Source organism: Aquimarina sp. EL_43 (assembly GCF_943422735.1).
GTDB lineage: Bacteria > Bacteroidota > Bacteroidia > Flavobacteriales > Flavobacteriaceae > Aquimarina > Aquimarina megaterium.
Genome location: NZ_CALSBR010000001.1, coordinates 4,932,470 through 4,956,808, shown reverse-complemented (window position 1 = coordinate 4,956,808; position 24,339 = coordinate 4,932,470). Strand labels below are relative to the sequence as shown.

Here is a 24,339-nt window from a genome sequence, read left to right as displayed (position 1 = left end):
TTACAAAAAAGAATAATTGGATGTCGTATTGGGGATATATAGCAATTAGTATTCTTGCAGTGTATGTTGTTGTAAGTATAATCTTGTATTATTTGCAGGAATATTTCATTTTTAAACCAGAGAAGTTAGATAAGGATTTTGAGTTTCATTATAACAATCAGGTTGTAGAAGAATACAACCTGGAAACAAGAGATGGTGCTATACTTAATGGTCTTCATTTTAAAGTAGAGAACCCAAAAGGTGTTGTTCTATATCTTAAAGGAAATTCTAAAAGCATTAAAGGCTGGGGGAAATTTGCTGTAGACTTCACAAGACATGGGTATGATGTATTTATGTTGGATTATAGAGGGTTTGGTAAAAGTACAGGTAGACGTTCATTTAAAGCAATAAAAAGAGATCTTCAGTTTGTCTATAATAAGATTAAAGATAGAGTAAAGGAAGAATATATTATTTTATACGGTCGTTCAATGGGGTCTGGATTTGCTACAAAACTTGCCTCTATCAATAATCCTAAAATGTTGATATTAGATGCTCCTTATTATAGTCTAAATAAGGTTGCTGCAAAGTTTATCCCGTTTATGCCAATTTCTTTAATAATGAGGTATCCTATACCAACCTATAAATGGCTTAAGTATGTAAATTGCCCTATTCATATTATACATGGTACCCATGATAAATTGATTCCTTTTAAATCAAGTATTAAATTATCAAAAATTCGACCAAAACTTACTCGGTTATATACTGTGATAGGAGGAGGGCATAAAAATTTGAATAATTTTGAATCTTATCATAAGATGCTTGGAGAAATTATCAATTCTAAAATTAAAAAGATAAATCTTTCTAATACAAGTATTGGTGTTGTGCATTCTTCAAAAAAAGCAAATGCGCAAGCTTAAAAAAATACTATTGTGGAGTATAATATTGTATAGTATTACTATCGTATTGCTTTATTTCTTTCAGGAAAAAATCATTTTTCAACCAGAAAAACTTCCTACCGATTTTATTTTTCAATTTGCGCATCCTTTTGAAGAGTTTTTTCTAGAAACCAACGATCATAGTCGTCTTAATGCTATTCGTTTTGTTAATGAAGATCCCAAAGGGGTTATTTTGTATTTTCATGGTAATAAGGGAAGTTTGAAACGTTGGGGGGAAATAGCGATATTCTTTGCTCAAAAAAAATATGATGTCATCATAATGGATTATCGGGGGTATGGAAAAAGTAGAGGTGAAATCAGCGAACAAAAATTATATGAAGATGCACAATTGTTCTATAATTATGTTTTAGAACGGTATCCTGAGGATCAGATAACTATTTATGGAAGATCTATTGGAACCGGAATAGCAGTAAAAGTAGCTTCAGATAATCGACCTAACCATTTGATATTAGAAACTCCATACTATGATATGAAAGATATTGCAGAAAGTTGGTTACCCATTTTTCCAACAAACCTATTGCTACGATATAAAATTCCGTCTCATGAGTTTATACAAAATGTAGTTTGTGGTATTACTATTTACCATGGCACCGATGATAGGGTAGTCCCTTATGCATCAGGAGAGCTATTATTTAATAGTATTACAGTTTCAAACAAAAGAATGATTGCAATACCAAAAGGATCGCATAATAACCTAATAAAATTTGAGGAATATCTTACTACGATTGATAGCGTATTAAAAAATGATTGATACTGTTAAAAAGAGAAGCGCCATTCCTACATAAAAGATATGACGCTTCTATAAGATCTATAATTTTTTAAAAACTAAATCAGAAAAATGACTCACTAAAAAGCTATCATTTAATATTCCATAAGAGCATCTCTGTACTCTTTTAAGTCTGAAATATTTGTTCTGTTTTTAAGACTTTTTGTTAATGATACCAAATATTTAAGACTCTCTACAGGGTCTTTAGTTTCTTCATTATTTGGGATTTCATTGTCCTCATCTATAGGTTCATCATCCGGAATAGGTATGAGAAAAGAATTATTCTCTTCTATATGCTCATAAGTAAACCTAAGAACCTTTACTACAAGTGGTATTTGCTCTTCTAAAGCATAAGTCCTTAATTCTTTAAGGTCTACAATTAGTGCATCTGTGTTGATACCTGTTTTTTCCAGGTCTACCAGAATTTTATCGATTAACTTGATTGCTTTTTTATTTTCCAAATGGGTAATATTATAAAGATGATTAACTACTAATGATTGCAAATTTAAATTTTTCTTGAATTATTAGAAATCAATTACGGGTATTTATTTATACAGATATTTGTTTTTTTTATTTAGTATAATTTAACATACAGAGTTGATTTATGTTAAATACCTGTTTTTCAGTTAATTAAGTGGCTTATCTTCAATTCATACTACTATTCCGGCTAAAGTTTGAGGTAAAACCGTAACCGTATATGCACCAAACCTCTTTATCTTTGACATGTATTCCAATTACAATTTTTCCCTTACTTTTTTTGTTTTCCCCAACACTTACCTCCTTATCCTAAGGAGGTAAGTTCTTCATGGGGTATTATGAACTTAAATAAATTAACGATTTTCTACTTGATATCTTATCCAATTTTTACTTTAGATTCATATAAATATATGGTACATATATATATACAACCGCTATAGAGTCTAGTCCTGGGATATATTATTTTTGAATATTAGAAAAAGTAAAACCAAATTAATAGTCATTTAACCACAATAGATACTTAAAAAGAATTCTTATTATTAATTTACTTTTTTATTGCTAATAGAGCAATTTCATATTCAGAATCAATCATTACCGAATCATTAGAAACTGTAACTTCCTTACCCGAGTACTCATCAATTAAAATAGCTCCCTCTGGAAAAACCGAATTAATTTTAATTATTTTTTCACCCATAGGAAGATCTAATCCTATTACCACCTTGTCTGATACTCCATTTTTATGATACTTTCTTGAGAATACATAAGGTTTTTGAGATATCATTTTGTGCTTACCAGCTCCTACAGCGGGATGATTTTTTCTAAAAACTCCTAGTTTTTGCCAATGCTGTAATAGTGTTTTGGTATCCTCATTATCGATTGCATCCCAATTCATATTAGATCTAAGCGTGGCATCTCCTTTGGTTTCGTCGACAATTAATGGTCTTGCTATCTCATCTCCATAATATATCTGGGATATACCAGGAGTTAGTAACAGTTTGGTGGCAGATTCATACGTTTTATTTCTTTTTTTGTCAAAAGGTTTACCATCATCATGAGAACTTATATAATTGGTTATTCCTTTACCAATTAAATTCGTGTATAAAGCTTTACTGTATTTGCTAAACAATTTTTCATAATCAAGTTGATTAGCATCATATTTGAACTGAAAATTGATCATATTGTTAAATCCATGAGCAAAATAGTCTACTCTACGATCTCCAAAATCATAATATCGTTTCCCATCAATTCCATAGCCATATAATTCACCCAACATATAGAATTCATTATCATCTAGTGTTTTATCAGGGTTTTTTGATTTCCATTCTAAAAATGCCAGCTTAGCTTGTTCGGCCAATATACTCCATGCATCTTCTTTAATATGTTTTACCGTATCTACACGATATCCATCTATTCCTAACTCTCTAACATAATCGGTTAACCATTTGATAATATAATTCTTGGGAGATCTTTTTAACCGTGTTTTGGTAAAGAAAACATCTATCTCTGCAAGTTCTATTTCTAGTCGACCTTCGGCTTTCCATTTATTTATTAGCGCTTCGGGTAATTCTACATTTTCGTTATTCTCTGTTTTAATATCGGGGAGGTTTTTTACCAGCGTACAATTTATAGTACTTTCATAATCTTTATAAGTACATTGTGGCGAGGTTCGTACCCAACTATCAGGCCAGACAGGATCTTGCTCTGTAACAGGACCTGTATGATTCATTACCACATCCATTAGGATTCTAATATCATTTTTATGGGCTGTATCTATTAACTCTTTTAATTCTTTATACGTGCCAAAATTAGGATCAATTTTTGTCCAATCCTTTGTCCAATATCCATGAAACGCATATGTATTTCCTGTGCCTTCATCTACACTTCCGTGTATCTGTTCTACTATCGGACTAAACCATATAACATTTACTCCGAGTGCTTTAAAATACCCATCTTTTATTTTTTGAATAATTCCTTTAATATCACCTCCTTCAAAACCTCTTAACTTGCCTGTTTCATTAGTTCGTTTTATAGCCTCGTCGTTTGTTGGGTCTCCATTTTTAAATCTATCGGTTAATAAAAAATAGATATTAGACCCTTCCCAAATAAAAGGTGGTTTTTCTGATTTTCTTACTTTTTGAGTATCAGATTGAGTAGTTTTTGATTGATTAATACCATTTGTTTTTGGCTCATCTTTACATCCGATCATAAGGCATAAGAACAAAAAAATAATGGCTTTTGTAAGTTTAATCATTGTATTTAGGGATTTAAAAATGCTAAGCTATAAAAAGTCTTATAAAAATTAGAATAAGATGAATTACTAAATTTGTAAAAATAAGTGATATTATGATTCGTTACACATTTTTATAAACTCTTAAGACAAAGAATTGATGTAATTAATTTTTATTTTTCTATAAAAATAATGTTCCTTTGAAGTCAAAATTATAAAAATGACCAAATTAAAAGCATGGATCTCTGCAGCTAGATTAAGAACGTTACCACTATCGATTTCGGGAATAGTTGTTGGATCTGCTTTAGGTTATAAGAACTTTTTGGAAACAAATACCTTCTGGCTGGCTATTATTACTACATTAGGTTTACAAATTTTGTCCAATTTCGCTAATGATTATGGTGATGGGGTAAAGGGAACTGATAATGAAGATAGAATAGGGCCACAAAGAGCTTTGCAAAGTGGAGCTATTTCTAAAAAGGAAATGTATAAAGGAATAGTACTTACAGCATTAATCACCTTAGGAGTTGCTATTGCTTTAATTTATGTTTCTTTCGGAAAAGAGTACTTTTTCTATTCTGTATTCTTTTTCATATTAGGACTTGCTGCTATAGCCGCTGCTATTAAATACACAATGGGTAGCTCTGCATATGGATATAGGGGGTTAGGAGATTTTTTTGTATTTATCTTTTTTGGTTTGGTTAGCGTCGTTGGATGTTACTTTTTGTTTGCAAAACAATTAAATGTTCTTGTTTTTCTACCTGCGATCACTATCGGATTATTGAGTGCCACAGTGTTAAACCTTAATAATATGAGAGATTATCATAGTGATAAAAAAGCAGGTAAAAATACACTTGTTGTAAAACTAGGAATTAATCGAGCAAGAACTTACCATTTTACCTTACTAATTATCGCTATGCTATCCATGTTAGTATATTTATATACTACCTATAAAACACCTATAAACTTTTTGTTTTTGATTGCTTATATACCTTTACTTATTCATATACGAAAAGTTGCTAAAACCAGTAATTCAGAACTATTAGACCCCGAGCTTAAAAAAATAGCTTTAACAACATTTTTACTATCAATTTTATTTAGTCTGGGGCAGATTTTATAATTTAGTCGAACTCTGTTATAGTAGATAATTTATAGTAGCTTTTGTGAGCATTCTATTGTATCTCAGAACCTATTTGTAGTATAATTAGTTTTAAATTTTTCACACATGAAAATCACCTTTTACGGTCATAATACTTTACTAATTGAAATCAATGAAACAAATATCCTTATAGATCCATTTATTTCGGGTAACCCGTTAGCTAAGGATAAAATTGATATAAATACAATTAAAGCAGATTATATATTGCTTACTCATGCACATCAAGATCATGTTCTTGATGCAGAAGCTATAGCCAAAAGTAATAATGCTACGATTGTCTCAAATTATGAAATAGCCACATATTACCAGAATCTAGGTGTCGAAATACATCCTATGAATCATGGAGGAACCTGGAGTTTTGAATTTGGAAAAGTAAAATATGTGAATGCAATTCATACCAGTAGTTTTGCCGATGGAACATATGGAGGGCAACCAGGAGGGTTTATCATTGAAGGAGAACATAAAACTATTTACATTGCGGGGGATACAGCATTAACAATGGATATGAAATTAATCCCATTGAGAAATACTTTAGATCTAGCTATTCTACCTATTGGAGATAATTTTACAATGGGTGTAGATGATGCTATTATCGCAAGTGATTTTGTTGAATGTGAAAAAATATTAGGAGTACATTATGATACTTTTGGATATATTGAAATTGATCATGATCAAGCCAAACAAAAGTTTTTTGAAAAAAATAAAGACCTTATGCTATTAGATATAGGGGAAAGCATCACATTATAATGAATGCCAGATATTATAAACATATCCTTAAGTTTAAAAGACCAAGCGGTACCTCGAGAGGAATTCTAAAAACCAAAGAAACCTGGTTGATTGTGATTTCTGACGGAATAAAAGAAGGAATAGGAGAATGCGGTATTCTAAGAACATTAAGTATAGATGACCGACCAGATTATGAGGATAAATTAAAATGGACCTGTGAGAATATTCATTTAGGTGTAGACAAGCTTTGGGAAGAGCTTATAGAGTTTCCCAGTATTCAATTTGGAGTAGAGATGGCGTTTAAATCTTTAGAAAGCGATTCTCCTTTTTTACTGTTTCCTTCACCATTTACCCGGGGTGAGGAACAAATTTCTATCAACGGACTCATATGGATGGGAGATAAAGAATTTATGAGACAACAAATTACCTCTAAATTAGAAGATGGATTTGATTGCATAAAAATGAAAATTGGGGCTATTGATTTTGAAACAGAACTAAATTTGTTGTCTTATATACGATCTCAATTTTCCTCAAATAGTATTGAATTAAGAGTAGATGCTAATGGCGCGTTTAAACCAGAAGAAGCTTTAGATAAACTAAAACGGCTTTCTGCTTTTGATTTGCATAGTATAGAGCAACCGATACGACAAGGACAGCTTAAAGAAATGGCAAACTTATGTAAAGAGACCCCATTGCCTATAGCATTAGATGAAGAGTTAATAGGTGTTTTTGATGTAACAGAAAAGAAAAAACTATTACAAACTATACAACCACAATATATTATTCTTAAACCAAGTTTGATAGGAGGTTTTAAAGGAACTAAAGAATGGATTGATATAGCAAAATCTTATGGAATTGGATGGTGGATTACCAGTGCACTAGAGAGTAATATAGGACTAAGTGCTATTGCGCAATATACATATACTTTAAATAACAAAATGCCTCAAGGCTTAGGAACAGGAGGATTGTATACAAATAATATTGATTCACCTTTGGTTGTTAGTCAAGGAACTTTAGGATATTATAATAACATAAACTGGAACGTAAATTATTTAAATTAAGATTATATGTATATAGCACAAGCACTTAAAATAAAGCATGATTGGTGGAGATATTTAATCGGGTTAGCAATCATTTTTATTTTTTGGCAATTTATAGGTATTATCCCTTTGTTCATAGGGGCATTTATAAATACTGGTGATTTACAAACGTTGATGATTGCTGCAGAATCTAACTTCACCTCGTTAGATATGAATTCTAATTTATTTCTAACCTTAGTGATTATAAGTTTTATATCTGGATTATTGGGGTTATTTATAGCTGCTAAGTTTATTCATAAACAAACGATTAGAGAATTGACTACAACAAGAAAAAAGATTGATTGGAAACGTATTGGGTTTACATTCTTTCTTGTTTCATTTATAAATATTGTGTTTTTTGTGATTAGCTTTTATGCAGAACCAGAAATTTATAAGCTTAATTTTGAAATGATTCCGTTTTTAATCTTGGCTTTAATTTCTTTACTCTTGCTACCATTACAAACTAGTTTTGAAGAGTATTTGTTTAGAGGATATTTAATGCAAGGTATAGGTGTTTTAGCTAAGAATAAATGGTTACCACTTATCATCACTTCTGTAACGTTTGGATTACTTCATGGTTTAAATCCAGAAGTTGAGAAACTAGGCTATATTATGATGGTGTTTTATATAGGAACTGGTCTTCTATTAGGTATTATGACCTTAATGGACGATGGTATGGAATTGGCTCTAGGTTTTCACGCAGCAAATAATATAATGGCTGCAATGTTGGTTACAACAGATTGGAGCGCTTTTCAAACCAATGCAATATTTTTAGATATTTCAGAACCTTCAGCAGGTATTGATATTGTACTTCCTGTTATTATATTATATCCTGTTTATCTATTCATATTAGCTAAAAAATATAAATGGACAGGATGGAAAGATAAACTTTTTGGAAATATACCATCTGATACAATTTCAGAATAACTAACAAAGAAATAACACACTCTTTACATATTGATAACTTATGAGTTTGTTAGAAAATTGAAATTTGAATATGCAAACGAAAAGTACATTTTCTATTCCCGAAATACATCAAAGCTTCTCAATAAATAAAAATTGTTTTGATAAAGAAAGACTAAAATCTTTAGCCTATGGTTTTATTAAAGAAGGTGAGGTATATGAACAGGAAGCAGGAAGTTTTTTGTTAGATTGGCTAAATGAAAAAGATCATATTGTTGTACAAACCTCGGGTTCTACAGGAAAGCCAAAAAAAATTAAGGTATATAAACAACACATGATCAATAGTGCAATAGCAACAGGAAAGTTTTTTAAATCTGAAGAAGGAACTACAGCACTATTATGCCTTCCTGCAAATTATATTGCAGGAAAAATGATGCTTGTAAGAGCTATGGTATTGGGATGGAAAATAGATTTGGTACCTCCAAGAACAAATCCTTTGGATACCGTGTATAAGCAATATGATTTTTGCGCAATGGTACCTCTACAATTAGATAACTCTCTTAATAGACTTCATTTAATTAAAAAGTTAATAGTAGGAGGTGGACCAGTTTCAGAAAACTTAAAAGAATTGGTCCAAGGTTTTAAGACTAAAATATTTGAAACCTATGGTATGACAGAAACAGTTTCTCATATAGCCGCAAGAAGAATAAACCCGAAGAAAAAAGATAAAAAAGATGCTCACTATTTTAAGGCTCTACCTAATATTACGCTAAGCATTGATAATAGAAATTGCTTGATTATTAAAGCTCCGCAGCTAAATGAAGAGACGATCATTACTAATGATGTGGTAGAGCTAAAAACATATAAAAAGTTTTTGTGGAAAGGACGTCATGATAATGTAATTAATAGTGGAGGAGTAAAGTTATATCCAGAAGAGATAGAAACAAAATTACAACTATTGATCGGACATCGTTTTTTTATTACCAGTATCCCCGATGATACGCTTGGTGACAAAGTAATCCTACTAATAGAACGTGAGTATGATAAAATTGCATACCTAACATTGCAAGAAGCGATACAGAATTTAAATACCTTAAATAAATACGAAATCCCGAAAGAGATTTATTTTATCCCTCAATTTATAGGAACAGAGAACGGAAAAGTGCAAAGAAAACAAACCGTAGAATTGGCTATGAATTCTAAATTGTAATACTTTTCTGGTTAAAGTATAGATTGTATTAACCAATCAATTCAGATAATAAACTTCCCTCTTTTACATTTTCTTGAAACATAAAAACCAATATTTTCCTTTTTACTCAATAAAAAGACGACTTCACTCATTCTTGATTGTTATCGCTTATAAGAACGCATAGTTTTGGTTTATAATTAAAAACTATTAACTATGAGACTATTACAATACATCTTGTTTGTCTTCTTTATAACAGGGATTTCAAATGCACAAGACATAAAAGTTACAGGAAAAGTAACAGATGATCAAAACCAGCCTTTACCAGGTGTAAATATTGTTATAAAAGGAAGCACCAACGGAACGCAAACAGATTTTGATGGTAATTACACCATTCTTGCTACTATAGGAGATACACTAATGTTTTCTTACATAGGATTCGAAACCGCTGAAGAAAAAATAACCGCTGCCTCGGCTTTTATGCATATTAAATTGATTCCTTCTTCAGCAGAATTAGAAGAAGTGGTTGTTACAGCATATGGATCAAATAGAGTGAGAAAATCAATGAGTTATGCTGTATCTAGTAATAGACCAAGAAGGAAAGGGAGAAAACACAGGCAAAGGCACGTAAATAAGTCGCCTGGGGTACGGGTTTTTAATACAGGTAATACATTAAAAGTTAGAGGAGTTAATTCGGTTTCGGGAGCAAAACAACCGATGTATGTGGTAGATGGAGTACCTGTTGATAATAAAGACATAGCCGTAGTTAACGCAATAGATCCAACAAAAATAGCAAAGGTAGAAGTACTTAAAAATAAAAAAGCAACTTCGGTTTATGGATCTAAGGCTAAGCATGGATGCATTGTAATTACTACGCATTCTGGTAATTATAAAGTACAAAATGATGAGTCATACCGAGAAATTGTTGAGAATGATTTTAAAAAAGTTCAAATGGCTCCTCTCTCGACTTTTTCTATTGATGTAGACAAAGCATCCTATAGTAATATTCGTAGAATGATTAATAATGGAGTTAAAGTTCCTGCTGATGCCGTTAAAATTGAAGAAATGATCAATTATTTTAATTATCAATACGAACAACCCAAAGACGAACATCCTTTTGCAATTCATACTGAGTATGCTTCAACTCCTTGGAATACAAAAACGCAATTGGTTAAGATAGGGTTAAAAGGAAAAGAAATTCCTCAACATGAAATTCCTGCATCTAACCTTGTATTTTTAATTGATGTATCAGGATCGATGAGTAACAGCAATAAGTTACCTCTACTAAAAAAGGCTTTTAAACTTTTGGTTAATCAATTACGAGAAAAAGACAAGGTTTCTATAGTTGTATATGCAGGGGCAGCAGGAATGGTATTAAAACCCACATCTGGAGCTAATAAGCACGAAATTAATCAAGCATTGCAAAACCTTGAAGCAGGAGGATCAACGGCAGGAGGAGAAGGAATAAGGTTGGCGTATAAAATAGCAAAAGAAAATTTTATAAAGAATGGCAATAATAGAGTTATCCTGGCTACCGATGGCGATTTTAATGTAGGGATTAGTAGCGATAAAGACATGAAAAAATTGATTGAAGAAAAACGTAAATCTAATGTGTTTCTAACATGTCTGGGATTCGGGATGGGAAACTACAAGGATAGTAAGCTAGAAACATTGGCAGATACCGGTAATGGTAACCATTCATATATTGATACCATGCAAGAAGCACAAAGAGTATTGGGGCAAGAATTCGGAGGTACTTTATATACAATAGCTAAAGATGTAAAAATTCAGGTTGAATTTAACCCAGGGAAAGTGCAAGCATATCGATTGATAGGATATGAAAACAGACTTTTGGCAGATGAGGATTTTATAGATGATACTAAAGATGCTGGAGAGCTGGGAAGCGGGCATACAGTAACCGCACTATATGAGGTAATTCCTGTAGGAGTAAAAAACAAATATCTGAAAGAGATTGCAGATCTAAAATATACCAATTCAACGATTAAAAAAGAGTATGGAGATGAACTATTAACTGTTAAGTTTAGATATAAAAAACCACAAGAGAAAAAGAGTATTGAAATGGTTCATGTTTTACATACAGATACCAAAACTTCTGCATCACAAGATTTTAATTTTGCAGCTTCAATCGCTTGGTTTGGGATGAAACTAAGAGGTTCGAAATGTATTGAAAACCAAGATATTAAAGATATTATTGATTTAGCCCAAACAAATAAAGAAAAAGATAACCAGGGATATAAAGCAGAATTTATAAGACTTATGAATAGCTATCTAGGGTTAGAGGAGTAATCAAAAGGTATTGTTAAAGTTAGAAAGAGGCACCTGTATTGTTTTGCAGGTGTCTTTTTTTGTGATATTTTTATTTCAATTATATATTTAATTGCCTCACACTAATCACACAATGAAAAACTTCGTTATTATAATTTTATTTTTTCTAAGTACTACAATTCAATCCCAAATCCTTAACCAAAGAGAAAGAGCTGCAGCAATTGATATGGTTTTAAAAGATCGATTCGATAATCTTTTACCTCAACTAATGGATCGTACAGGGTTTGATATGTGGATTTTGATTTCTAGAGAATACAATGAAGACCCCGTGCTTAAAACAATGTTACCTTCGACATGGTTAAATGCCAGACGGAGAACTATATTGGTTTTTTATAGGGATAAAGCTAAAAATACAATAGAAAAACTGGCAGTAGCTCGATATAATGTGGGCAAAAATATTGATTCTGCCTGGGACAAAGATGAACAACCAGATCAATGGAAAGCACTTATTGATATAATTTCAAAAAGAGATCCTAAAAAAATTGGAATTAATTATTCTAAAGACTTCGGAATTCTGGATGGTATAGTAAAAACAGACTATGATGAGTTGATGAATGTGCTGCCAGAAGAATATAAGTCAAGAATTTCCTCTGCCGAAAAATTATCAATTGCATGGGTAGAAACACGTACCCAACAGGAAATGGAAATATATAAAGAGTTGGTAAAAATCACTCATGATATTATTGATGAAGCATTTAGTACTTCGGTTATACAACCAGGAACCACTACTACAGATGATGTGGTTTGGTGGTTAAGGCAAAAGGTAACTGATATGGGGCTAAAAACCTGGTTTCATCCTACGGTAGATATTCAGCGTTCGGGTGAAGCATTACAAAGCCATATTGTTTCCTTTTCTGATCGACCAAAAGATAAAGTAATTCGGCCGGGAGATTTGATTCATTGTGATTTTGGGATTACATATTTACGATTAAATACAGATTGCCAGCAACACGCCTATATTCTTAAAAATGGAGAAATATCTCCTCCTGAGTTTTTAACAAAAGCTTTTGCAGATGGAAATAAAGTACAGGACATTTTTACTTCTAATTTTAAGACCGGTAAGACCGGAAATGAGATTTTATTAAAATCTCTTGAACAAGCAAAAGCCGAAGGGCTTAAACCGTCAATATATACACATCCATTAGGAGTATTTGGTCACTCTGCAGGACCAACAATAGGAATGTGGGATGCACAAGGCGGAGTCCCGGGAACAGGAGATTATCCTTTGTATGAAAATACTGTGTATGCTATCGAATTAAATACTACAATAACACTCCCAGAATGGAAAAAAGATATTCGTATTATGCTCGAAGAAGCGGGCTTTTGGGGAACTTCAGGTTTTAAATATGTGAATGACAGGCAAACAGAATTGATAACCATTCCTAAAAGAAAATAAATTGAATTACATCACTTATCGGTTAAAATCCTCATCATTTGTTGTGCAGTAACCGTACCGATCACTTTTATTTTATCTCTTGGAGTATCATCACCTATTTCATAAGTTACACCTGTAGCATTATGCCCATATAGAAACCATCCTTTAGAAACTGGTTTCTTGCTATTTCCTGGTTTTTCGTTTACAACATAGTCAGGGATATTGTTTTCTAATGCGGTAAACCAATCTTCAATAAAATAGGGGAGTGTAGTGCCTTTTCGTATTTCATTGGTATAAAATATATCATACCAGGTAGAATGAAAATCAAGACCTAGTATTAGTTTCGAATTATTTCTTTTTAATGTTTTAGAAATAAATTGTACTGTTTGCTTAATTTCGGGTTGTCGGTATGCAGACCAATCTCGATTAGTATCTACACCACCAGCATTGTGTCTCCAATGACCTAGATCTACACCATCCGGATTCATAATAGGAAAAGCTAATACACGATACCTATTCAAAAATTCTTTCGAAAGCTCAGAGTCATCATTTAATAAAGTTTGTACAAAGTGTTGAAAAGCAAAATAACCTGTAACTTCTGGAGGATGTTGTCGCGTTAACAAAACGATTACATCCTTATTTTCGGGATTTCCGTTAAAAATATCTAACACAGGCAATTCTCTACCCAATTTAGAGGTTCCGAATACACTCAGATTTACATAACTCTCTTTTCCCTTAATCAAATTTGTATACCAATCCTTAACATGTTTAGAAGAATGTATTTCATGAGCAGCGATCAATAAAGGCGTTTTATCTAGTTGAATTTTTATCGTAGTGTTTTCATTAGTTTGATATAAATTAATAGAGTCAATACTTTTCCATTGTTCGTTATTTGCTTTTAATTGTGGGAGATACCTGTGTTTATGTCCATCGGGATACAGGAACTGAAAATAAAAAGGTTTTGGTGTATTGGCCCATGCTTTAAAAGCGTAGTATGCGCTTTTATTTATAGGAGTATTTTCAGGGTGTATAATAACCGCCGCAGTACTATCGTTTATTTTTTTAAACCCATTTAGACGGGCACCGTCAAACTCATTACTGGCATATACACCAATATCTTTTAACGTATATGTTTGCTTAATTTGATGGTTGATTTTTTTTGAAGTAGTATCTACAGGGGTTTCAAAAGCAACTTTTTTGGCAGTCTGGCAACTCACTATAAAAATAAAACTCAGTATCGATAGTATGCATGAGATGTTGATATGTAGTTTCATAATTAATGCGTATTTATTCCTCATAAATGAAGATCTGCAAATAGATAAATAAAGATACTGAATACTAATTATATTAATAAACAACTCTAATTACTTAGGTATAGGTTACGTTAGTAATTAGAGTATGTATATTTTACTAATCTATAAAGTAGATATTTGTATAATTAGGAAATCGACTGGATTTCTTTTATCCCTTAAAAAGCGCACAAATCATCAATATAGTGGCCTGCTATTGTTACTCCACATCCTCCACAAGGACAATCACTATCTTTCCAACATGCTCGAAATTGAGGGCACCCTCTATCAAATGAACCTGCATTAATAGATTTTTGTTGTTCTTTTTTAAGGATTATGACCTTGTCTAGATTTAAAATGTTCTTAATCATTGCGAAAATATTTAAAATGGTTAATTAAGTTTTAAAGTTAAGTTTTCTAAAAAACCTAAAACATACATTTTGCATATTTTTAATACACAAATCATTACTACATACGATATATTTTCATGTTACACTTGAATGACTCCTAAATTAAATTTCTTTTCAATTGGAGAATGATCTGCAGCCTCTATACCCATAGAAATCCATTTTCTTGTATCTAATGGATCTATGATAGCATCTGTCCAGATTCGTGCAGCGGCATAATATGGAGAAGTTTGTTTGTCATATCGAGCTTTAATTTTATTAAACAGTGCTTTTTCATCTTCTTCAGATAATTGCTCTCCTTTCTTTTTTAGAGAAGCTGTTTCAATCTGTAACAATACTTTTGCTGCTTGAGCGCCGCCCATTACCGCTAATTCTGCACTTGGCCAAGCAGCAATTAATCTAGGATCGTATGCTTTGCCACACATCGCATAATTACCTGCACCATAAGAATTACCAACTACTATGGTAAATTTTGGTACTACGCTATTACTCACGGCATTTACCATTTTTGCGCCATCTTTAATAATACCTCCGTGCTCACTTTTACTACCAACCATAAATCCGGTTACGTCCTGCAGAAACACCAACGGAATTTTCTTTTGATTACAATTGGCAATAAATCGGGTTGCTTTATCTGCCGAGTCAGAATAGATGACACCTCCAAACTGCATTTCTCCTTTCTTAGTCTTTACTATTTTACGTTGATTAGCTACAATGCCTACAGCCCAGCCGTCGATACGCGCATACCCAGTTAAAATCGTTTGTCCGTATCCGGCTTTGTATTCTTCAAAATCAGAATCATCCACCAGTCGATTGATGATTTCCATCATATCATACTGTTCATTCCTGGCTTTTGGTAAAATGCCATAGATTTCATCTTGATTTTCTTTTGGAGAAACAGGTTTACTACGATTAAAACCGGCTTTTTCGAAATCTCCAATTTTTGACATTAAATTTTTAATGGTATCCAGAGCATCAGCATCATCTTTAGCTTTATAATCGGTTACTCCAGAAATTTCACAATGAGTGGTAGCACCACCCAGAGTTTCATTATCAATACTTTCTCCAATAGCAGCTTTTACCAAATAACTTCCCGCAAGAAATATACTACCTGTTTTATCCACAATTAGAGCTTCATCGCTCATGATTGGCAGATAAGCGCCTCCGGCAACACAACTCCCCATAACTGCAGAAATTTGAACGATCCCCATACTGCTCATTACTGCATTATTACGAAATATCCTCCCAAAATGCTCTTTGTCGGGAAAGATTTCATCTTGCATGGGTAGATATACTCCCGCACTATCCACAAGATAAATAATAGGTAATTTGTTTTCAATAGATAATTCCTGAGCCCTTAAGTTTTTCTTTCCTGTAATAGGAAACCAGGCACCAGCCTTTACTGTCGCATCATTAGCTACAACAATACATTGTTTTCCACTTACATATCCAATCTTAACAACAACACCGCCACTAGGACATCCTCCGTGATCATGATACATATCCTCTCCTGCAAAAGCACCAATTTCTATAGATTTAGAATCTGTATCTAATAAATAATCGATTCTTTCTCTTGCTGTCATTTTGCCTTTGGCATGAAGTTTTTCAATACGTTTTTCGCCTCCTCCTAATTTTACTTTGGCAAGGCGTTGTCGTAATTCTGATACTAAGAGTTTATTGTGATCTTCGTTTTTGTTGAAGTTTATATCCATTTTGTGTATTGTGTATATTGTGTGTATTGTTTGCACGAAAATACAAAAAACGTAGATTTTATGAATGATAGGAGACCAATTTAAACCACGCTATTATTTTGTTCTTAAAATATTGTTTTTTAGTAGTTTAATTGTAGAAAGTGTTAAGGCTGTAATTAAAAACCCCTTCTATTTGGTATTTAAATTCAATATTAGCAAAATAATTTGATCATAACTTTTCTTTCCAGCTACGAAGTATTAACATGAGTATACTAATATTTCGAATCAGAAAAAGAAGTGCATATGCCATTAATAATATTCGGCACTATGTTTTAACGTTGATCTAGACCCCTGAAGAACTGTTTTTAAATAAAAGTGAATTCTTAATTTACTGTAGGACAATAGGTAAACTATTTTTTTGTCTTAACAACTCTATAAAAACCTGTGTTTTGACGATAAAATACCGATATTTGCACTTGCTTATGTATAAAAACATGAGTAACCGTACTAAACTAAAAAAAATAATTTATGGGAATGAATAAAAATACAGTGTTGGCTTGGGCAACTTTTATAATGATAATAGTTGGTTTAGCACTTATTGCATTAGGAGCTTTTAGATATAGAGATGTATCTGGATATGGTTTTGCGGCTGTTGGAGTTGGCTTTTTTGCAATTGCCTGGGTTTTTAATGCATTAAAAGGGAGAGTTTAACTCTTATAAACTATACAATCTAAAAATAACAATTAAGGGCTTATGTCAGACGATAAAAAAGTAATCTTTTCGATGTCCGGAGTGAGTAAAACGTACAAAAGTGCAAATACTCCGGTTCTCAAAAACATATATCTCAGTTTTTTTTATGGAGCTAAAATAGGTATCCTTGGGCTTAATGGTTCGGGAAAATCTACTTTGCTTAAGATTATAGCAGGAATAGATAAAAATTACCAGGGAGATGTTGTATTTGCCCCGGGATATACAGTTGGTCTGTTAGAACAAGAACCAAAGCTAGATCCTGAAAAAACAGTATTAGAAGTTGTAAAGGAAGGTGTAGCAGAAACGGTTGCCGTTTTAGACGAGTATAATAAGACCAATGATATGTTTGGTTTACCAGAGGTCTATGAGAATCCTGATAAAATGCAGGAACTTATGGATAAACAAGCGAACCTACAGGATCAGATCGATGCCAGTAATGCATGGGAGTTGGATACCAAATTAGAAATAGCTATGGATGCACTTCGTACTCCAGAATCTGATAAGAAAATCGGAGTACTATCTGGTGGTGAACGTAGAAGAGTGGCACTCTGTCGTCTTTTACTACAAGAACCAGATGTCTTATTATTAGATGAGCCTACTAACCATTTAGATGCAGAATCTGTTCATTGGTTAGAGCATCACCTACAACAATATAAAGGTACTGTGATTGCTGTAACTCACGATAGATACTTTTTGGATAATGCAGCTGGGTGGATATTAGAACTTGATAGAGGAGAAGGTATCCCGTGGAAAGGAAATTACTCTTCATGGTTGGATCAGAAATCAAAACGACTTGCACAAGAACAAAAACAGGCTTCTAAACGTCAAAAAACATTAGAACGAGAGTTAGAATGGGTTCGTATGGCCCCAAAAGGTCGTCAGGCGAAGCAAAAAGCACGTTTGAGTAACTATGATAAATTGTTAAGTCAGGATCAAAAACAAGTAGATGAAAAGCTTGAAATTTACATCCCGAATGGTCCTAGATTAGGAACTAATGTTATCGAGGCTACAGGAGTAAGTAAAGCTTTTGATGATAAGTTGTTATATGAAGATTTAAATTTTAATCTTCCTCAGGCAGGTATTGTTGGAATTATTGGTCCAAACGGAGCTGGTAAAACTACTATATTTAAAATGATAATGGGAGAAGAGCAACCCGATAAGGGTAGCTTTACAGTCGGAGATACTGCTAAGATTGCTTATGTAGATCAAAGTCATAGTAATATCGATCCGGATAAAACTATCTGGCAGAACTTTAGTGAAGAACAGGAGTTGGTTATGATGGGAGGAAGGCAAGTAAATTCAAGAGCGTATCTGAGTCGTTTTAATTTTAGCGGAAGCGAGCAAAATAAAAAGGTATCTACGCTTTCTGGAGGTGAGCGTAACCGATTACACTTGGCAATGACCTTAAAAGAAGAAGGTAATGTATTACTTTTAGATGAGCCTACTAATGATCTAGATGTTAATACATTAAGAGCGTTAGAGGAAGGGCTAGAAAACTTTGCCGGATGCGCCGTGGTAATTTCTCACGACCGTTGGTTCCTCGATAGGATTTGTACTCATATTTTAGCTTTTGAAGGAGATTCGCAAGTATATTTCTTTGAAGGAAGTTTCTCTGATTATGAAGAGAATAAAAAGAAACGTTTAGGTGGTGATTTAATGCCAAAACGTATTAAGTATAAAAAATTGGTGAGATAAAATGCCTTTAAAAAAAATTAAAGTAATTGCTTTTGATGCAGACGATACGCTCTGGGTAAATGAAACTTTTTTCAGAAAAGCAGAAGAAGAGTTTTGTACGTTATTAGAAGAGTATTTACCTAAAGAAGAAGCAAACAAATTACTTTTTGATGTCGAAATGCAAAACCTGCCATTATATGGCTATGGGATTAAGCCATTTACGCTTTCGTTAATAGAAGCAGCTATCAAAATTTCTAATGGAGATATGACGATAGACCTGGTACAGAGGCTAATTGAAAAAGGAAAGGAAATGCTTCGGGAACCTATAGAGTTGATCGATGGGATTGATGAAACATTACGTCGGTTATCAGAGAAATACCGACTTGTAATGGCTACCAAAGGAGATTTGCTGGATCAGGAGCGTAAACTTATTAAATCTGGATTAGAGAATTATTTTCATCATATTGAAATTGTTTCTGATAAAACAGAAAAGCAATATAAAAAACTGGTAAAACACCTGGATATTACTGAAAATGAGTTTTTAATGGTGGGGAATTCTCTAAAATCTGATATCCTACCCGTTTTAAATATTGGGGCACATGCATTTCATATTCCATTTCATACTACCTGGGCTCATGAAATGGTTGATGATAAAATAGATCATCCTAATTTTAGGAGCTTTGCAAAGGCTAGCGAGTTATTGCAAATATTATAAAAATGAAAACAAAACTAGATCTTACTACCTGGAACAGAAAAGAGCATTTTGATTTTTTTGGTAGTTTTGATGAACCGTTTTTTGGGATAACCACAACTGTAGATTTTACAATGGGGTACCAAAAGATAGAAGACCTTGGGTATCCATATTTTTTATTTTACCTCTACAAATCTCTTCATGCAGCTAATGCTATTGAGGCCTTTAGATATCGTATAGAGGATAATCAAGTGTTTGTGTATGATAAAATTCATGCATCCCCAACTATAGGGAGAGAGGATCATACATTCGGATTTTCATTTATGGAGTATGACAATGATTTTGAGATGTTTTGCAGTAAAGCACAACAAGAAATTGAAGCTGTTAAAAAAAGTACAGGATTACGACATACGGATAATGCCAAGCGTATAGATACCATTCATTATTCATCTATTCCCTGGTATAATTATACAGGGCTTACACATGCCAGACATTTTCAGTTTAAGGATAGTGTACCAAAAATCTCTTTTGGCAGATATACCAAAGAAAATGGTAAATTAAGTTTGCCTATTGCTATTAATGTACATCACGGACTAATGGATGGGTATCATATTGGCCTTTATCTCGAAGAGTTTCAACGACTATTGAATGAATAATATACTTTCGATTTCATAAAAATTACTCTTTATGATGTGTTTGCTTTTAGGTGTTTTAGATACTATACGTTAACTTTTTCTTTTCTATTGTATCAGAAATACAATCCCATAACTTAATTCTATGTGCTAAAGCTTTCCTGGCAATCTGCAAAGTTTCTTCCCACTTTTTTGAATCGTTTCCGCATAATTCAGAAATCATTTCTAATGAAAGCGGCCCATGTTCATCTCCATCAAGTTCAATATGTCTTTCGAGGTAATACGTTAGTTTATTGTATCGTTTATTTTCTGAGTCAGATTTTTTCAATATTTCAATAAACATATCGGGAATAACATCTTCTCTTCCGAAAGTGAATGCAGATGCAATACGGTGAGATTCGCCAGTTTCTATAATTTCGAAAGAAAATTTAACGAAATCCAGTACATGCTGATCGATATTTAATTGATTTAATGCATGATCGACATCATTTCCTGATGCAATTAAATCGACTAACAAATCAATTTTAGATGTATCGGCCTTTATCTGTTTCATAGCATCTAAATACATTTCAAAATGACTTTTAGGTTCTCCTAACTCATTAATATCACTTTCTTCTGCATGTACAATTTCATTGATAAATCTGGATAATATAGGGTTTTTTCTAGGAATCCATGGGGTAGTTACATTGGTTAGTTTAACTTGTATTGCTTTTAATAAAGACATAAAATCCCAAACTGCAAAAACATGGTTTTCCATAAATATTTTTATGTCATCAATATGGCTTAAATTTTTATAAAGCTTATGATTTTGTAATTGTACCCTTAAATCAAAAAGTTCATTTTCTATGTGTTGTAATCTATTCATAATGTATTACGTTCTATTTTTCTATTACATGTTTGCTATTCTAACCAAAAAAAGACAACCATGTTTTTTAACTGGCGCAAAAATAATATAAAAACAGAATACCACCGCATATGGCGGTGGTACTTTGCAATGATAAGTTAATTACATTATAAGAAAGTATTGTTGAATTATATTAAATAGTGAATGGGGTATTTTATATAAGAAACAACAATATACTTTTTACACAAATTCACTGACGAAAATACCATAAAATTGAATGTTTTCTTATGAAAGAATCATTACAATTTGTTATGCCCCATTATGTTATGTTATAATCATATGGTTTTAATTTTATATTAGACAGTACACATTTCTACTTCAATATCTGCTATAAAACTATCAATTTGTTCGTAAGATACATTTGGCATACAAATGATATGGGATTGTCCGTTTTCTGTTGCTAATTGCCATTTATCTATAATTTCTGTGCTGGGAGCAGGGAAAACGATAGTTATAGCATTAGGGTTTCTCCAGGCTTCAATTCCAAGATCTTTGAGTTTGTTTTCTGTATAAGAAGCTACACCTAAACTATGCTCTGTTCGTTTTTTAAACCCTTCGACTCCTAATTTTTTTATTGCATACCACAAAAATAATGGGGTGTGTCCATTTCTTGATCCGGTTATAGTAGCATCAGAACTACCGATGTACGCTATTCTTCTTGCAATTCTGTCTCTGTTATCCTTTTTTACAATAACTACCCCCGACGGCATGGGAGACCCTATAAACTTATGCCCACTGATTGAGATGCTATCGATACCATCTTCAAAATCAAATTGTGGTCTTGGGGTAACAAACGGTGCAAATCCCCCGGCTAAGGCAGCATCTGCATGTATGTAATGCTTCTCTATAGCCATGTCTTCCAGAATTCCTTTAATTTTTTTGGTATTGTCTTTGGCCTCTGTCATTGTTGTTCCAATATTAGCAACTACTATTGCTGGTCTATGTCTATTGTAACCAATTGCTTCTTTTAAATCATCATAATCCATCTCACCATTAGGAAGCGACTTTACAATCACATAATTAATATTAAGCAAGGTTACATTTTTCTGAATACTGTAATGTGTAGCTTCAGAAAAATAGACCATCCCTTTTGGATGTAATTCTCGCGCTACATATAGGCTATATAAGTTTCCCTCAGAACCACCATTGGTTACATATCCCCAAATATCATTTTCATGGGCTCTAAATAATCCGGCAAAGAAATTTACAACTTCACGCTCCATGGCTCTAGAATCTACACGATACGTAGATTCACTAAACGGATCTCCTAAGTTGTTTAAAGGGAATTGGAGAAATGGCATTAATTCTGAATAATCAAAATCTTTTGAAACCGGGTATCCTAAAAAATTTTGTGTTGTACTTTTGATGCTATGATATAATTCTTCAAGCTGCTGTTGTTCTGTAGTATGTAATTTCATAATAGGCTTAATAATTTGTTCAAAATTACATAGTATGGGTAAATATTCTAAATATATATATTGATTTAGAATATTAGTCTTTGTTATATGTTTTTGGTAGATTTTAATTCTAGTCAGCTGTGGTTAAAACATGTTTTTTAGAATATCATTCTTATACATATTTCATTTTTACTAATGACACAGGAGAAGTAAAGTTGTGTTATAGGAAGAAAACAGAATATTTAATCCAAATAATTAAAAACAGTAGCGATTGTGTGGGTTTATAGAGTATGATTTGATTATAAAGTGTATAGTTCTTTCACTTCTCCGGCTTTCATTTCATTTAAATAAATATTACCAACTCTTACTCGTACTAATCGTAATGTAGGAAAACCGACGGCTGATGTCATTTTTCGTACTTGGCGAAATTTGCCTTCTTGTAATGTGATAGATACCCAGCTGGTAGGGCCATGCCTGTCATCACGTATTTTTTTTGGCCTTTCGGGAAATGTGGGGATAGTATCTATTTTGGAAACTTTACAAGGTGTAGTGATATATTTTTTTCCTTCAAAACCAATTTCGACTCCTTTTCTTAATAATTCAATTGCATCTATGGTAATTTCACCGTTTACTTGAGCATAGTATTCTTTTTCTACATGACCGCTACAGATATGGTTACTGGTTTTTCCATCTGTAGTGAGTAATAATAGCCCTTCTGATTTTTCATCCAGCCGCCCAATAGCCATAGTTCCTTCAGGAAAATTATACAACTCTCCTAATAGTTTTTTTGAATTTTGTTTTTGACCGTTATTAATAAACTGGCTTAGATAACCATATGGTTTGTAAATAGCGAAATGTTGATGATTTTGTTTATCGGTATTGTTTTTCATTCAAAAAATATAGAAATTGGTGTTTTAGAGGTGAAAAAATGAGTTTTCGAATTTACGAATTTAGTTTTATCAGAGCCAAAATTTCATACAGAACCATGAATCAGGTAAATACTTTTCTAAAATTAAAAATGAAAACTTATCTTTGTAAAAAATTCAGTATATCAATATTTATATATTAGATGTATGCGTTATTGCAACAACTGGGTAAATTATTAGGTAAATCAATCTTAGAAATTGCTATTTTCCAATCATTCGTTTAGTATTTCAATGACAACCTCCATTTTTTAGGTTAAAAATCGGTTTAACAAAAAACAAAGTATAAATAGCGAATGGCAAAATCACAGCAGACTTTTAGTAAAATTGAAAAAGAGAAAAAGAAATTAAAAAAGAGAGAAGAAAAGCAGAAAAAGAAGCAGGAGCGTAGAGCTAATTCTAATAAGGGTAATGGCTTGGATAGTATGATTGCTTATGTTGATGAGAATGGGTATACTACTGATACCCCACCAGATCCGACCAAAAAGAAAAAAATCAAAGCTGAGAATATTGAGATTGGGGTTCCTAAAAGAGAAAAAGAGGAATTTGATCCGGTAAGAAAAGGAAAAGTTGCGTTTTTTAATGATTCTAAGGGATATGGTTTTATTAATGATACTGAAACGCAGGAGCGATATTTTGTGCATGTGAATGGTTTGATGCAAGAGGTAAAAGAAAATGATAAAGTGACTTTTGAACTTGAGCGAGGTCAGAAAGGAATGAATGCTGTTAGAGTAAAAAAGATATAATTATTATATAATCTACATAGAACATATAAAAAAGGTCTGCATTTGTCGCAGACCTT

Annotated in this window: 22 protein-coding genes; 14 read left to right on the top strand and 8 right to left on the bottom strand. The window is 32.5% G+C overall.

Going from position 1 to position 24,339, the window contains the following annotated elements; all coding sequences use genetic code 11:
• Positions 1 to 20: 20 nt before the first annotated feature.
• Both NNL09_RS21325 and NNL09_RS21320 read left to right on the top strand, forming a co-directional pair.
• Entirely contained in the window at positions 21 to 896 is an 876-nt protein-coding gene (locus NNL09_RS21325) for an alpha/beta hydrolase (protein ID WP_025665582.1), read from the top strand.
• A complete protein-coding gene (locus NNL09_RS21320; RefSeq protein ID WP_196909975.1) occupies positions 883 to 1,686 on the top strand; it encodes an alpha/beta hydrolase in 804 nt (267 codons plus the stop codon). Before NNL09_RS21325 ends, NNL09_RS21320 begins: the two co-directional genes overlap by 14 nt.
• 110 nt (positions 1,687 to 1,796) lie before the next feature.
• Here the strand turns inward: NNL09_RS21320 and NNL09_RS21315 are convergent, their stop codons facing one another.
• The gene (locus tag NNL09_RS21315) at positions 1,797 to 2,162 is read right to left on the bottom strand and encodes a hypothetical protein (protein WP_025665584.1); all 366 of its coding nucleotides are present in this window, start codon (positions 2,160 to 2,162) and stop codon (positions 1,797 to 1,799) included.
• Positions 2,163 to 2,722: 560 nt separating this feature from the next.
• Positions 2,723 to 4,429, bottom strand: a complete 1,707-nt coding sequence (locus tag NNL09_RS21310) for an alpha-amylase family glycosyl hydrolase (RefSeq protein WP_196909976.1) — start codon at positions 4,427 to 4,429, stop codon at positions 2,723 to 2,725.
• A 196-nt stretch (positions 4,430 to 4,625) separates the two neighbouring features.
• Here NNL09_RS21310 and menA point away from each other — a divergent pair, with 196 nt between their 5' ends.
• From menA to NNL09_RS21275, 7 genes are all read left to right on the top strand, one after another.
• Complete coding sequence (gene menA / locus NNL09_RS21305) at positions 4,626 to 5,525, top strand: 1,4-dihydroxy-2-naphthoate octaprenyltransferase (protein WP_196909977.1); 900 nt, start codon at positions 4,626 to 4,628, stop codon at positions 5,523 to 5,525.
• Positions 5,526 to 5,630: 105 nt separating this feature from the next.
• A complete protein-coding gene (locus tag NNL09_RS21300) occupies positions 5,631 to 6,311 on the top strand; it encodes a metal-dependent hydrolase (protein WP_196909978.1) in 681 nt (226 codons plus the stop codon).
• A complete protein-coding gene (locus NNL09_RS21295) occupies positions 6,311 to 7,351 on the top strand; it encodes an o-succinylbenzoate synthase (RefSeq protein ID WP_025665588.1) in 1,041 nt (346 codons plus the stop codon). The genes NNL09_RS21300 and NNL09_RS21295 overlap by 1 nt, the downstream gene beginning before the upstream one ends.
• A 6-nt stretch (positions 7,352 to 7,357) precedes the next feature.
• A complete protein-coding gene (locus tag NNL09_RS21290) occupies positions 7,358 to 8,296 on the top strand; it encodes a CPBP family intramembrane glutamic endopeptidase (protein WP_025665589.1) in 939 nt (312 codons plus the stop codon).
• 70 nt (positions 8,297 to 8,366) lie between these two features.
• Positions 8,367 to 9,482 (top strand): AMP-binding protein, encoded by a 1,116-nt coding sequence (locus NNL09_RS21285; protein ID WP_025665590.1) that lies wholly within the window; start codon positions 8,367 to 8,369, stop codon positions 9,480 to 9,482.
• 192 nt (positions 9,483 to 9,674) lie between these two features.
• A complete protein-coding gene (locus NNL09_RS21280) occupies positions 9,675 to 11,765 on the top strand; it encodes a VWA domain-containing protein (protein WP_196909979.1) in 2,091 nt (696 codons plus the stop codon).
• 112 nt (positions 11,766 to 11,877) lie between these two features.
• Complete coding sequence (locus tag NNL09_RS21275) at positions 11,878 to 13,200, top strand: M24 family metallopeptidase (protein ID WP_196909980.1); 1,323 nt, start codon at positions 11,878 to 11,880, stop codon at positions 13,198 to 13,200.
• Positions 13,201 to 13,211: 11 nt separating this feature from the next.
• Here NNL09_RS21275 and NNL09_RS21270 read toward each other — a convergent pair whose 3' ends face one another.
• The 3 genes from NNL09_RS21270 to NNL09_RS21260 all read right to left on the bottom strand — a co-directional run bounded on the left by NNL09_RS21270 (position 13,212) and on the right by NNL09_RS21260 (position 16,587).
• A complete protein-coding gene (locus NNL09_RS21270) occupies positions 13,212 to 14,453 on the bottom strand; it encodes a M14 family metallopeptidase (RefSeq protein WP_196909981.1) in 1,242 nt (413 codons plus the stop codon).
• Positions 14,454 to 14,647: 194 nt separating this feature from the next.
• Complete coding sequence (locus NNL09_RS21265; RefSeq protein ID WP_025665594.1) at positions 14,648 to 14,839, bottom strand: hypothetical protein; 192 nt, start codon at positions 14,837 to 14,839, stop codon at positions 14,648 to 14,650.
• Between the two features lie 119 nt (positions 14,840 to 14,958).
• Positions 14,959 to 16,587 (bottom strand): acyl-CoA carboxylase subunit beta, encoded by a 1,629-nt coding sequence (locus NNL09_RS21260; RefSeq protein ID WP_196909982.1) that lies wholly within the window; start codon positions 16,585 to 16,587, stop codon positions 14,959 to 14,961.
• A 507-nt stretch (positions 16,588 to 17,094) separates the two neighbouring features.
• Here NNL09_RS21260 and NNL09_RS21255 point away from each other — a divergent pair.
• The 4 genes from NNL09_RS21255 to NNL09_RS21240 are packed head-to-tail and all read left to right on the top strand — an operon-like array spanning position 17,095 to position 20,337.
• Complete coding sequence (locus tag NNL09_RS21255) at positions 17,095 to 17,277, top strand: CAL67264 family membrane protein (RefSeq protein WP_034238511.1); 183 nt, start codon at positions 17,095 to 17,097, stop codon at positions 17,275 to 17,277.
• 42 nt (positions 17,278 to 17,319) lie between these two features.
• Positions 17,320 to 19,011 (top strand): energy-dependent translational throttle protein EttA, encoded by a 1,692-nt coding sequence (gene ettA / locus NNL09_RS21250; protein ID WP_196909983.1) that lies wholly within the window; start codon positions 17,320 to 17,322, stop codon positions 19,009 to 19,011.
• Position 19,012: 1 nt separating this feature from the next.
• On the top strand, positions 19,013 to 19,705 hold the full coding sequence (locus NNL09_RS21245; RefSeq protein ID WP_196909984.1) for an HAD family hydrolase: 693 nt from the start codon (positions 19,013 to 19,015) through the stop codon (positions 19,703 to 19,705).
• A gap of 2 nt (positions 19,706 to 19,707) precedes the next feature.
• Positions 19,708 to 20,337, top strand: a complete 630-nt coding sequence (locus NNL09_RS21240; RefSeq protein ID WP_025665598.1) for a chloramphenicol acetyltransferase — start codon at positions 19,708 to 19,710, stop codon at positions 20,335 to 20,337.
• 55 nt (positions 20,338 to 20,392) lie between these two features.
• Here the strand turns inward: NNL09_RS21240 and NNL09_RS21235 are convergent, their stop codons facing one another.
• From NNL09_RS21235 to NNL09_RS21225, 3 genes are all read right to left on the bottom strand, one after another.
• Complete coding sequence (locus tag NNL09_RS21235) at positions 20,393 to 21,178, bottom strand: DUF3050 domain-containing protein (protein ID WP_025665599.1); 786 nt, start codon at positions 21,176 to 21,178, stop codon at positions 20,393 to 20,395.
• Between the two features lie 335 nt (positions 21,179 to 21,513).
• Entirely contained in the window at positions 21,514 to 22,635 is a 1,122-nt protein-coding gene (locus tag NNL09_RS21230; protein ID WP_196909985.1) for a histidine decarboxylase, read from the bottom strand.
• Positions 22,636 to 22,913: 278 nt separating this feature from the next.
• Positions 22,914 to 23,504, bottom strand: coding sequence for a pseudouridine synthase (locus NNL09_RS21225; RefSeq protein WP_196909986.1), 591 nt, complete (start codon positions 23,502 to 23,504; stop codon positions 22,914 to 22,916).
• Positions 23,505 to 23,833: 329 nt separating this feature from the next.
• On the opposite strand from NNL09_RS21225, the gene NNL09_RS21220 reads away from it, so the two are divergent.
• Positions 23,834 to 24,283 carry a cold-shock protein gene (locus NNL09_RS21220; RefSeq protein ID WP_025665602.1) on the top strand — a complete coding sequence of 150 codons (450 nt, stop codon included), beginning with the start codon at positions 23,834 to 23,836 and terminating at the stop codon, positions 24,281 to 24,283.
• The last annotated feature ends 56 nt before the right edge of the window (positions 24,284 to 24,339 follow it).